The organism is Spirulina sp. LEGE 11439, assembly GCF_059821285.1.
Map to the genome: position 1 here is coordinate 91774 of NZ_JCAMRX010000008.1, position 12853 is coordinate 104626.

The following is a 12853-nucleotide window of genomic DNA, read 5'->3' on the forward strand; positions in this document are numbered from 1 at the left end:
AGATTGCGATTGATGAAAGGATATCTCTTATCTCTTGTCTTTCGTTAAGATAAAAACACTTCCTTCATTGCCGCGATTAATCCGTAAATCTTCATCAAGATAAGTAATATCGAGCCAACCTTGGCGATCGCGACTGGCAATATTAAAATCGAGGGGGGGAAACTTTTGACCGGATTCAATTTTCTTAATGATTTCCTGCGGAGACTGATAACTGAAAAAGCGTTGTAACCCAAAAATCGATCGCTCGAATTTCACGTTGACGCGACGTTCAGACGCAGGGGAAAATGTTGCCATCACGCAGACCAAACCATCCAAAAAGGGTACGCCGATAACTTCGGCAATATTATAAACTTTTGCGCCTTCCGGACGCAGACATTGATAAATTTGCCCGAGTTGAAAGAGAGGAACGCGATCCAATCCCAACAATTCGCGGCTGGTCGTATAGAGCAAACGCCAATCCCCTTCGAGTAAATGCGTCGCTTCTACGGGTTTTGGTGTGGGATTTTCATCTTCTAATTTTGCGATCGCATCCAAAATGGCAATTTTATCGAGTTCATTGGCGAGAAGCCCCCGATTTTTCCCAGCCAGCGCCCCAAGTAATACAGTTTTCTTATCCATTGCTTCGGTTCTGTCTCTACTCTACAGAAGTCCCTCTTTTCAGTGTACACTCGATATGTTGACCATTGACGTTTTTATTCGAGTATGGCTGTTTATAATCCCGCATTGCGTCAAGAACCTCGCTACGAACCGGCGGCGGTTATCCCCCTCAAACAAGAAGATTCTATGTTGACTTGGTTGCAAGCAGCAAATCGTCTCATTCTCAGAGAAACAAAAGAAGCAAGTTTGCCAGAAGAGGAAGATCCAGATCTCGAAGGTCTCATGTCCATTGAAAACAATGAGGACGATGATTTTAGTTCTAATGAACCAGAAGATCTTGACGGTTAAATCAGCGAACAGCGAACGTTAAAGAAAGGAATCACTATTCAAGTTGCAATAACTGATAGTCATTGATAACGAATAGCTGTTAAAAGACTTTTGCAGTGGGTGAGGAATCGTGGAAGCAAAATTATTTTTGCCAACGGCATTAAGAAAACCTTCGGGAACAAATTTATTAATTTTATTGGCTGGTTTGCTGATGGGATTTGCCTTCGTTTGCGATCGCAATTTACAGCAGATCGGACAATTTTCATTATTGTCACTGCCGTTACTGGTGGTGGCGATGTTGAGTGCGGGAATGGGTTTTTGGGTCATCCCGATCTTGCAACGCTTAAAAGCCGGACAAGTCATTCAGGAAGATGGACCGCAAAGCCATTTAAAAAAAGCTGGGACTCCGACAATGGGGGGAATCTTTTTTGTTCCCATTGCCGCGATCGTCGGTGTTATTTGGGCAGGTTTTGCACCCAATGCGATCGCAGTAGGTGCAATTACTTTATTCTATGGTTTCATCGGCTGGATCGACGATTGGCAAATTCTCCAGCGCAAGTCAAATAAGGGCATTACGCCGCGACAAAAGTTAATTTTACAATTCATTGGCGCGATCGCTTTCTGTGCTTGGGTCTCTCTGACTCAACCCGGAGATTTAACCCATGTTGCCCTACCTTTTGGCATCATTCTACCTCTAGGGATTTTCTTTTGGTTTCTAGCAGTCTTCGTTTTTGCGGCAGAAAGTAATGCCACGAATATAACTGACGGTGTGGATGGATTAGCGGGAGGAACTTGCGCGATCGCACTGTTGGGTTTAGCCGCTTTAATTGCTGTCAATACACCAGAATTAGCCATATTTTGTGCTTGTTTGAGCGGTGGCTGTTTGGGTTTTGTTTTCCACAATCGCAACCCGGCAAAAGTGTTTATGGGGGATACAGGATCCCTTGCTTTAGGAGGTGCATTGGCTGGTGTTGGCATTCTTTCCGGCAATCTTTGGGGCTTATTTGTGGTTAGTGGCTTATTCTTTGTCGAGTCTCTTTCCGTATTGGCACAGGTCAGTTATTACAAAGTGACAAAAAATGCTGAAGGAGTGGGCAAGCGTTTATTTAAAATGGCTCCGTTTCACCATCATTTAGAGTTAAGCGGTTGGTCGGAAACGCAAATTGTCGGTGCGTTTTATTTATTTAATTTTGTCTTAGTTTTGTTGGCGTTGATTCTTTCGGTTTAAAGGATGGTATCAAGATTGATTCCTTGCTCTTTTAAGGCTTATGCAAAGCGAGCAGCCTTCTCATCTCTTGTGAGTAGAGAAATGAGTAAACCATCCCAGCAAAAAAATTTTTGTTTGACTTCAGGAGTGTGGGTAGGAGAGCAATTGATCGTTAAAATTTGCTCGTTTTTTCTACCCACCCTACAGACCATTTAATTCCGATATTTTTCTCTAACTACTGTACCGTCGGCGGCAACTAATTCGATATGTAACGGCATTTGTCCGGCGGCGTGAGTCGAACAACTCAAACAGGGATCGAAACAGCGAATTCCTGCTTCAATGCGGTTTAAAAACCCTTCGGAAAGGTCATTATTATGAATGTAATGCTTGGCAATTTGCGTTATGGTTTGATTCATCGCTAAATTATTTTGTCCCGTGGCAATAATCAGATTCACTTTCTCGATTAAGCCGTCTTCGCTCACTTTATAATGATGGAATAAAGTACCTCGCGGTGCCTCGCTAACGCCGATCGCTTCCAATTCATTAATCCCTGCTTCAGCACGCACCCGTTTTGAGACCACATCGGGATCGTCTACTAATTGTTGAATTGCCTCCAAACAGGTGAGAATCTCGACCAAACGGGCATAATGATAGAAGAACGAAGAGGTAGGGATATTTCCTCCCCGTTGGCGAAATTCAGCTAATTCACGATCTGCCCCTTCCATCCCGATCTTGTCGCAAACATTCAGACGCGCAAGGGGACCGACGCGATAAATTCCCGCAGGATATCCCAAAGGTTTATAGTAAGGAAACTTCAAATAAGACCATTTCTCAACCGCTTCACCGAGAAACTCTTGATAATCATCTTCACTGAGATTATCGGCGACAATATTTCCCTCACTATCCTTAAAGCGCAAATGACCGTCATAATGTTCCCATTCTCCATTTTTTCCCACCAAGCCCATAAATAAAGAGGGAAATTTGCCAAATTTTTCTACCTCTACGGTCATTTTGTCAAGGAGTTCTTTAAAAATATTTAAGGCTTTGTGGGTCGTTGCAAAAGACTCCGGTAGGCGATCGCGAATCCAAGTCCGTCCTTCTTCTGATAAAGGCGATCGCACCCCACCAGGCACCGTCCAAGCGGCGTGAATTTTCCGCGCCCCTAATAGTTCAATTACTGTTTGTCCGAACTGACGCAAGCGAATTCCGGCTCGTGCCAAATCGGGATCGGCTGCAATTAAACCAAAAACATTGCGCTTTGCGGGATCGCTGTCCCAACCTAATAAAAAATCTGGACTGCTGAGGTGAAAAAAGGATAAAGCATGAGATTGAGTAATTTGTGCCAAATTCATCATGCGGCGCAATTTTTCTGCCGCGATCGGGACTTTTACCGCCAGAATTTTATCCCCTGTTTTGGCGGCTGCAAGTAAATGACTAACTGGACAAATTCCGCAAATTCGCGCCGTAATTCCCGCCATTTCTGTAAATGGACGACCTTCGCAGAACTTTTCAAAGCCTCGATATTCAACAACATGAAAGCGAGCATTTTCTACTTCTCCTGCATCATCTAAAAACACCGATATTTTGGCGTGTCCTTCAATGCGAGTAACGGGATCGATAACAACAGTTTTAGACATTTTCGGTAATGGATAAAGGTTAATCAGTAATAGATGATAAAACTAAGACTCATTTCCTCAATTGTTTGTTCTTCTCGATCCCGCACCCTCTATTGTGGAGAAGAAAATCTCCCAAGAAGAGTTTTTCTCTGGTTACTGATAACTGTTTACTAATAACGGTTAACTGTTAGGTGTGGGAGAACAGGAACTAACAATTTGCAAGAATTCTCGAGAGGCTTGTTCGTCTTGAGAAATACGCTGAGTTAAAGTTGCAAAATCCTCCAAGCTATAGCGATCTTGAAATTGCCAAATCATGCACCGACAAGCTGATTGTGCGATGGCCTCGGGCAGTTCTGTCTGAATGGCTGAGGTTACGCAACTGGTCACAAATCTACTGGTAACTTCTTCGGGATAAGCATTAGCAGGATTGCGATTGGGAATTTGTTGGCTATTTGCAGATTTGGGAAGTGCGATCGCGCTTGTCAATAAAACCAGTGTGACAAGACTGAAGCGCGATCGTAGATTGGAGAAAATTTTCATGAATTTGGAGAAAGAATAAGCATTATCCAAATTTTATCATTTCTCTCCCGATCATGTGGGGCTGTTCGCCTTTGAGAAGCGGTTCGATCGTGGCTTTAATGCGGTCGGCAGAAGGAGGACAACCGGGCATAAAAATATCCACGGGAATTACTTCGTGGAGAGGAATTACCCGATCTAGTAATTCGGGAACAATACCGGGTTCGTGGGGCAATTGTGGCGTAACATCTCCCAATTCTAAATAAGCGCGTTTGAGGACGGGTTCGCTTCCTCCAAGCATATTTCGCATGGCAGGAACATTAGCAGTAACGGCACAATCTCCAAAAGAAATTACCGTTTTAGTTCGTTGGCGAACTTGATAAGCCAGTTCCAAGTTTTCCTCATTTGCGATCGCCCCTTCCACCAAACAAACATCAACATTTTCGGGATATTCTTTCAAGTCACAGCCTACGGGACTAAAAACAACATCTGCATATTGAGCCAATTCGATTAGCCATTCATCCATATCTAAAAATGACATATGACAACCCGAACATCCCGCCAACCATACTGTTGCAAATCGTACTTTTGCCATGTTAAAAATCTCCTCAAAACTGGTGACTGGTGACTGGTGACTGTTATCTGATCCATTCGTGTTTTTCGCGGGCATTAACGAGGAATTCAAGTTTTTCGCGATCGCGGATTTTCTCCCCGGTTGTGGTGCCTTTACGAAAAATGGAGCCAGTCGGACAAGCATCCACGCATTTCCCGCAGGAGGTACAAGCAGAAACTTCTCCCCAAGGTTGTTCTAAACCGGAGACAATAAAACAGGATGCTCCTCGGTTGGCGACATCCCAAACGTGCGCTCCTTCGATTTCATCACAAACGCGAACGCAACGAGTGCAAAGGATGCAGCGATTGTGGTCGATGCCGAACATGGGATGAGAGACATCGATACCGCGATCGGGGAACTGGTAGGGAAAGCGAGTGTGATCCATGCCGACTTCGATCGCCATATCTTGCAGTTCGCAGTTCCCATTCGCAACGCAAATCGAACAGACGTGATTGCCTTCTGAGAACAAAAGTTCGACAGTCATACGACGATACTCTTGCAATTTCTCGCTTTGAGTTTTCACTTGCATCCCTTCGCTAATTTGCGTGACGCAAGCGGGAAGAAGTTTGCGGCTGCCTTCAATTTCTACCAAACAGAGGCGACAGGCTCCTACATCGGAAACCCCTTCGAGATGGCAGAGGGTGGGAATGCGAACTCCAGCCTCTTTCGCCGCTTCGAGAATAGTTTTTCCTTCTTCGATGGCAACATCTTTGCCATCAATGGTTAATGTTTTGACTAGCATGGGTAATTGGTAATTGGTAATTGGTAATTGGTTGACCCCTCCAATACCAAAAGAAGAAGCTGAATTAATTGCTGATTTTAGGTTTTCTTCTTTTGATAATTGCTCATTGTTCATGAACCCAGGCAAGCTGCTAAATCTGCCTCGGGGGTGGTAATGGCTTTGAGGTTGTATTGTTGAGATAAGAGTTGGAAAACATTGGGAGTGAGAAAGGCGGGTAAAGTGGGTCCCAAGCGAATATCTTGGATGCCTAAATAAAGCAGTGTGAGTAACACGGCGATCGCTTTCTGTTCGTACCACGAGAGAATCATGGACAAGGGTAAAGAATTGACATCGGTGTCAAAGGCTTTAGCCAAACCGAGGGCAATTTCAATGGCAGAATAGGCATCGTTGCATTGTCCTAAGTCTAATAAGCGAGGGATGCCGCCAATGTCTCCCAACTGTTGGTCGAAGAAGCGGAATTTGCCGCAAGCGAGGGTGAGGACGACGCAATCATCGGGGACTTTTTCCACGAATTCCGTGTAATAGTTGCGATCGGGTTTAGCGCCGTCGCAGCCTCCCACGAGGAAGAAATGACGAATTTGTCCGGCTTTAACGGCTTCGATGACGCGATCGCTAACATTCATGACGGCATTGCGGGCAAATCCAACCGTAATTTCCCGCGCAGGTTCGTCTTCTGTAAACCCAGGGCGATCGAGGGATGCTTGGATCGCGGGAGCAAAATCGGGAATTCCGTCAGTCTCGGGCAGGTGAGTTAAACCGCCATAACCGACGGCACCAACGCTAAAGAGTTTTTCCTCATAGTTTTCGTGAGGCGGCATCAAACAGTTCGTTGTCATGACGATCGCCCCGGGAAATTTGGCAAATTCTTTGGTTTGATTCTGCCAAGCGGTGCCGTAATGACCGTAAAAATGAGGATATTTTTCTTTGAGGCGAGGATAGCCGTGGGCGGGTAAGAGTTCTCCGTGAGTATAAACGTTGATGCCTGTTTCAGCCGTTTGGTCTAAGATGGCTGCCAGATATTTGATATCGTGACCCGAAACTAAAAGGGCTTTTCCCGGTTTGACATTGAGGGGGACAGGAGTAGGAACGGGATGCCCGTAAGTATTGACATGACCGGCATCGAGGAGTTTCATCGCCAAGAGGTTCAATTCTCCTACCTGTAACGCCAAATCTACCCAGTCGGGAAGGTCGAGATCGCTGCAGTCAATGGCGGCGAGGGTTTCATGGGTAAATTGATAAATGCGATCGTCTTCTTCCCCCAATTCATAGGCCAAGAAAGCATAGGAAACCATGCCTTTCAACCCATATAAAACCGTCAGTTTGAGGGCAAAAATATCGGGGTTTCCGTCAGCGAGATCGATGAGTTCGAGGGACGCATTTTGACCTTGCTCGACCAAACTTGCGGAAAAATCTGGTGTAAAATGAGCGATTTTTGGCCATTCTGAAATGCGATCGCTACATTTCTGTTTCAACGCTTCTCGCATGTCGATACAAGTATGCAAATACTGCACAAAGCGTTTTTTATCGAAATTCACATTGGTCATCGTGGCAAAAAGCGCTTTTGCCGTGAAAATATCTGCTTCTCGCGTCGAAACGCCCAATTCTCGTGCTTTTAAGGCAACCGGGGCAAGCGATCGCAGACAATACACGAGTAAATCTTGTAGGGCATTCGTTTCCGGACTCTTACCACAGGCTCCCCATTGATGGCAACCTTGACCGCTAGCAGTTTGTTCGCATTGTTCGCAAAACATAGTTTTAAGGGTTAGTTGTGGATTATTGGTTATGGATTCTTACCTAGCCGGTGTAGGGATGTAGCATTTACGTCCCTACGGATGACGGGTGACTGACTAATTCTTGATATTCTTCCGGGAAATAGTGCAGGGTACTTAAAATCGGGTTAGGAGCCGATGTCCCCAGACCGCAAAGGCTGGTTTCTTTCACCATCTGGCAAAGGCGCTCTAATTTCTCCAGATCGGCTTCTGTGGCTTGCTTTTTCAGAATTTTTGCCAACATTCCGTAAAGCTGCACGGTTCCGGCGCGACAGGGAATACATTTGCCGCAACTTTCCTCTACGCAAAACTCCATATAGAATTTAGCCACCTCTACCATGCTGGTACTTTTGTCCATGACCACCATCCCCCCGGATCCCATCATCGATCCGACTTTAGCGAGGGAATCATAATCAACGGGCGTATCGAGGAGATCGGCGGGAATGCACCCCCCCGAAGGTCCTCCGGTTTGTACCGCTTTAACTTCCCCATCGGGAACGCCGCCCCCCATTTCTTCGACAATTTCCCGTAAGGTAATCCCCATCGGCACTTCAATTAAACCGTTGTTGCGAATTTTCCCGGTGAGGGCAAAAATCTTGGTCCCTTTACTGTTTTCCGTGCCGATCGCGGCAAACCAGTCGGCTCCTTCTTTAATAATGGTGGCAATATTGGCAAAGGTTTCGACATTATTAATCAGGGTGGGATGAGTCCACAAGCCTTTTTCGGCGGGATAAGGAGGACGGGGGACGGGGTTGCCGCGCTTGCCTTCGATGGAACGAATGAGGGCGGTTTCTTCTCCGCAAACGAAGGCTCCTGCACCGATGCGAATGTCGATTTTAAAATCAAAGAGGGAATCAAAGATTTGACTGCCAAGAATGCCGAGGCGTTTTGCTTGTTGAATGGCTTTTTGCAGGCGTTTGATGGCGAGGGGATATTCGGCGCGGACGTAGATATAGCCGTGGTTTGCTCCTACTGCATAGCCTGCGATCGCCATGCCTTCAAGCACTAAATGAGGGTCGCTTTCCAAAACGCTGCGATCCATAAATGCCCCGGGATCCCCTTCATCGCCGTTACAAATGATGTATTTTTGCTCTCTGGGCATTTTGGCCACCGTCGCCCATTTTAATCCCGTGGGATAGCCGCCGCCGCCGCGTCCCCGCAAGCCGCTTTGGGTGATTTCTTGCACCACTGCTTCGGGGGTCATTTCATAAATTGCTTTGCAAAGGGATTGATAGCCTCCTGCTGCAATATAATCTTCAATGCGATCGGGGTTGATTTTACCGCTATGTTTGCGAACGATCGGGGTCTGACGGGCGAAGAAAGGATGCTGTAAATCCCCTTGTATGGGTTGAGCTTCGCCGCTATCAAGGGCTTGAATGATACTGGCTGCTTCCTCGGGTTTGACTTCTTCATAAAGGCGATCGTCGGGGGTCACTTCCACAAGGGGTCCTCTACCGCAAAAGCCCATACAGCCTACTCCCACAACTTCCACGCGATCGCTGAGTCCCTCTGCTTTAACCGCTTGGGTGAGGTTCTTTTTCACCTCGAGAGAATTAGCCGCCTGACAGCCTGTAGAAGTGCAGCAACAAACGCGAATCTCCTTCTGCTTTGCTTTTTCACTTTCAGCTAAACTCAATAGTTCTTGTAAATCCATACTGGTGTTTCTCCTCTCAATAGCGATCGCTACTCGTTACTTTTTACTCAATACCCAATTGCTTCAAGCGTGCCGTTACATCTTCCGTATCGAGTTTTCCGGCCACTTCCCCATCAAAGACCACTGCGGGGGCAATGCCGCAAGCTCCAATACATCGGGCAGAAAGGAGGGAAATTTTTCCATCTGGCGTAGTTTCTCCGACTTCTATCCCCAGTTTGGCTTTCATGTCTTCAAGAATCTGGCCGCTGCCTTTGACGTAACAAGCAGTTCCTAAACAAACCACGCAGTTATGTTCGCCACTGGGCTTAAGAGAAAATAAGTGATAAAAAGTTGCCACCCCATAAACGCGACTGAGAGGAAGTTTTAAGCCTCGGGCGATATATTCCAAGACTTCTACTTCCAGATAGCCAAATGATTCTTGCGCTTTATGGAGAACTTCAATGAGAGCATCTTGACTGTAATGATTGCGTTTCATGGTCATTTCTAAAACCTTGAAACGCTTGTCAATTTTTGGTTTTGCGGTTTGAGATTTTTCGGGTTTTGTTTCAGTTATTGTAGGAGGCATATCTAGAGAATCCTTATAATTTAATAGCGATCGCGGTTTTTCTCCCCCATTCGCCGTTAATTCATTTCTTCATTGTTTATTCTCTCTTGTTTTTCAGTTCAATAACCCTAAAGTTTAGAATTGTTAAACAATTGAAACTAATCTTTTTCTTTGGATTAAAACAACGTTTTTGTTGTTGATGATACGATTTTGCACTATTTTGCGATCGCACCTTTCGCGAAAGCTGTGCGAGGAAACCATAACATTTTTCCGAGAACCCTCAAATATCATTGGATATTGAGTTTTTCTCGATTTGCAGGGAAATATCTCATTCTAAAATATCTCAGATGTCTTTTGTATTTCATCAAACTTTAATCTTATCTTTGTTATTTCTTGAAAAAACAAATGTTATCCTAAGGAAAGACCAACAAAGTAGCAGGTTTTCTGAGAAAACAAAAGCTTGTGTTAGAATGAAACCCTTGCAAGTAACCAACAATCAATAACAATCTACATCTAACCCCTAAAAAGAAAGGAGCAATAAGTTCTTATGGAAAGCAAAGTTACAACTCTCGAACAACTAGAATCATTGATCTTGCGAGTCAAAACTGCCCAAAAAACTTATGCGAATTTCAGTCAAGAGCAAGTCGATCGCATTTTTAAAAAGGCGGCATTAGCTGCCAATACAGCCAGAATTCCCCTTGCAAAATTGGCTGCAACAGAGACAAAAATGGGAGTTACTGAAGATAAAGTGATTAAAAACCACTTTGCTTCCGAAATTATTTACAATAAATATAAAAACGAAAAAACCTGCGGCATTATCGAAGAAGATAAATCTTTCGGCATTCAAAGAATTGCCGAACCTGTGGGTATTTTAGCCGGAATTGTTCCCACTACTAATCCTACCTCTACGGCAATTTTCAAGGCTTTAATTGCCCTAAAAACTCGCAATGCGATTATTTTTTCTCCTCATCCTCGTGCTAAAGAATGCACCATTGAAGCAGCAAAAGTCGTATTGAAAGCAGCCGTAGAAGCTGGTGCCCCTGCTAATATTATTGGTTGGATTGACGAACCGACCGTCCCACTTTCCCAAGCCTTAATGCAGCATCGTGATATTAAATTAATTCTCGCCACTGGGGGGCCGGGAATGGTGAAAGCAGCCTATTCCTCAGGGAATCCATCTTTAGGGGTAGGTGCTGGTAATACCCCTGCTTTAATTGATTCTACTGCTCATATTAAAATGGCAGTTTCCTCAATTATTCTCAGTAAAACCTTTGATAATGGTATGATTTGCGCCAGCGAACAATCGGTAGTCGTGGTGGATGGCGTTTATGAGGACGTGAAGCAGGAATTTTGCGATCGCGGTGCCTATTTCCTCACCCCGGAAGAAACGGAGAAAATGCGGGGTAAAATTATTGTTAACGGGCGGTTAAATGCAGAAATTGTCGGTCAACCCGTGGATAAAATCGCCGCTTTAATCGATGTGACTCTTCCTCCCAATACGCGGGTGATTATCGGCGAAGCAGAAGAGATTGATGTCAGCGAGCCTTTTGCTTACGAGAAATTATCCCCGATTTTGGCTATGTATCGCGCCACAGATTATGATGATGCCGTCATCAAAGCCTGTAAATTAGTAGAATTTGGCGGACGAGGACATACGGCTGCTTTATATACCAATCCCGGAAATAGCGAACATATCAAACAATTTGAGGATCGGGTAGAAGCTTCTCGGGTATTAATTAATACGCCGTCTTCTCAGGGTGCGATCGGTGATTTATATAATTTCCGTTTGGATCCGTCTTTAACTTTGGGTTGTGGAACTTGGGGCGGAAATTCTATCTCTGAAAACGTCGAACCCCAACACTTACTCAATATTAAAACGGTTGCGGAACGACGGGAAAATATGCTGTGGTTTCGCATTCCTCCCAAAGTATATTTTAAATACGGTTCTCTCCCCGTTGCTTTACGAGAATTGGCTGGCAAACAACGCGCTTTTATCGTTACAGACAAACCTCTTTACGATTTGGGAATGACGGCAAATGTGGAAGATGTTCTCGATGAAATTGGTTTAAAATATGACATCTTTTACGATGTCGAACCCGATCCTTCTTTGGACACAGTTCAACGCGGTTTAGTGGTCATGAATACGTTTCAACCCGATGTAATTATTGCCCTCGGTGGCGGATCGCCAATGGATGCGGCAAAAATTATGTGGTTGATGTACGAACATCCCGAGATTGAATTTGAAGGGTTAGCGATGCGTTTTATGGACATTCGCAAACGAGTTTACGATCTCCCACCTTTAGGAGAAAAAGCGATCATGGTGGCAATTCCGACGACATCGGGAACGGGTTCGGAAGTAACACCGTTTGCTGTTGTCACCGATCGCCGCAATGATATCAAATACCCTCTTGCAGATTATGCTTTAACGCCAAATATGGCGATCGTTGACCCAGAATTGGTCTTAAATATGCCCGATCGCCTTACCGCTTACGGTGGCATTGATGCCTTAACTCATGCGTTAGAAGCATTTGTTTCCGTGTTAGCTTCAGAATATACCAATGGGTTAGCATTAGAAGCCATTCGCCTCCTGTTTAAATATCTTCCTAGTGCCTACAAAAATGGTGCAAAAGATCCGAAAGCGCGGGAAAAAGTCCACTATGCGGCAACAATGGCGGGGATGGCTTTTGCTAATGCTTTCTTGGGAATTTGTCACTCGATGGCGCATCAACTGGGGGCAACTTTTCATATTCCCCACGGGTTGGCCAATGCGTTGATGATTTCCCACGTCATTCGCTACAATGCGACGGATGTTCCTTTCAAACAAGCCACTTTTTCGCAATATAAATATCCCAATGCAAAATGGCGGTATTCTCGCATTGCCGATTATTTACAACTCGGTGGCGAAACCGAAGAAGAGAAAGTAAATCTTTTAATTGCAGCCGTAGAAGATTTGAAGCGTCAAGTTGATATTCCTAGCAGTATCAAAGAGTATCTCAAAGATGAGGAAAGCGTCTTTTACGCTCAATTAGAACAAACCGCCGATCGTGCTTTTGACGACCAGTGTACCGGATCGAATCCGCGCTATCCTTTAATTAGTGATTTGAAGCAACTTTTAACCGATGCTTATCAAGGAAAATCTCCGGTTGATGGGGAAGTTTCTCTGAATGGCAATGGTTATCAGGCTGCAGTGAAATTGGAATCGGAAGGTGAGGTCGTTTTACAAAGTTAGTTCTTGAATAATAACGATTGCTTATTTTTGGTAATGTTT

General features: G+C 44.8%; 11 protein-coding genes. 3 read left to right on the forward strand and 8 right to left on the reverse strand.

The window, feature by feature from the left end; translation table 11 throughout:
* Window positions 1-27 precede the first annotated feature (27 nt).
* Entirely contained in the window at window positions 28-618 is a 591-nt protein-coding gene (locus AC6RV6_RS08215) for a PAP/fibrillin family protein (RefSeq protein WP_500240328.1), read from the reverse strand.
* 84 nt (window positions 619-702) lie between these two features.
* On the opposite strand from AC6RV6_RS08215, the gene AC6RV6_RS08220 reads away from it, so the two are divergent.
* Complete coding sequence (locus tag AC6RV6_RS08220; RefSeq protein ID WP_500240329.1) at window positions 703-945, forward strand: DUF3134 domain-containing protein; 243 nt, start codon at window positions 703-705, stop codon at window positions 943-945.
* Window positions 946-1054: 109 nt separating this feature from the next.
* Window positions 1055-2152, forward strand: coding sequence for a phospho-N-acetylmuramoyl-pentapeptide-transferase (gene mraY / locus AC6RV6_RS08225; RefSeq protein ID WP_500240332.1), 1098 nt, complete (start codon window positions 1055-1057; stop codon window positions 2150-2152).
* Between the two features lie 191 nt (window positions 2153-2343).
* On the opposite strand, the gene AC6RV6_RS08230 is transcribed toward mraY, so the two are convergent.
* From AC6RV6_RS08230 to hoxE, 7 genes are all read right to left on the reverse strand, one after another.
* Window positions 2344-3768 (reverse strand): Ni/Fe hydrogenase subunit alpha, encoded by a 1425-nt coding sequence (locus AC6RV6_RS08230; protein WP_500240333.1) that lies wholly within the window; start codon window positions 3766-3768, stop codon window positions 2344-2346.
* A 159-nt stretch (window positions 3769-3927) separates the two neighbouring features.
* Window positions 3928-4287 (reverse strand): hypothetical protein, encoded by a 360-nt coding sequence (locus AC6RV6_RS08235; RefSeq protein WP_500240334.1) that lies wholly within the window; start codon window positions 4285-4287, stop codon window positions 3928-3930.
* A gap of 22 nt (window positions 4288-4309) precedes the next feature.
* Entirely contained in the window at window positions 4310-4858 is a 549-nt protein-coding gene (locus AC6RV6_RS08240) for an NADH-quinone oxidoreductase subunit B family protein (protein ID WP_500240420.1), read from the reverse strand.
* A gap of 43 nt (window positions 4859-4901) precedes the next feature.
* Window positions 4902-5618: a bidirectional hydrogenase complex protein HoxU gene (gene hoxU / locus AC6RV6_RS08245; RefSeq protein WP_500240421.1), complete on the reverse strand. Its 717-nt coding sequence runs from the start codon at window positions 5616-5618 to the stop codon at window positions 4902-4904.
* A 110-nt stretch (window positions 5619-5728) separates the two neighbouring features.
* Complete coding sequence (gene hcp, locus AC6RV6_RS08250; RefSeq protein ID WP_500240335.1) at window positions 5729-7369, reverse strand: hydroxylamine reductase; 1641 nt, start codon at window positions 7367-7369, stop codon at window positions 5729-5731.
* A gap of 67 nt (window positions 7370-7436) precedes the next feature.
* The gene (locus AC6RV6_RS08255) at window positions 7437-9041 is read right to left on the reverse strand and encodes a NuoF family protein (RefSeq protein WP_500240337.1); all 1605 of its coding nucleotides are present in this window, start codon (window positions 9039-9041) and stop codon (window positions 7437-7439) included.
* 43 nt (window positions 9042-9084) lie between these two features.
* Entirely contained in the window at window positions 9085-9606 is a 522-nt protein-coding gene (hoxE, locus tag AC6RV6_RS08260) for a bidirectional hydrogenase complex protein HoxE (protein WP_500240339.1), read from the reverse strand.
* A gap of 526 nt (window positions 9607-10132) precedes the next feature.
* On the opposite strand from hoxE, the gene adhE reads away from it, so the two are divergent.
* Window positions 10133-12814, forward strand: coding sequence for a bifunctional acetaldehyde-CoA/alcohol dehydrogenase (adhE, locus tag AC6RV6_RS08265; RefSeq protein ID WP_500240341.1), 2682 nt, complete (start codon window positions 10133-10135; stop codon window positions 12812-12814).
* Window positions 12815-12853: the final 39 nt, after the last annotated feature.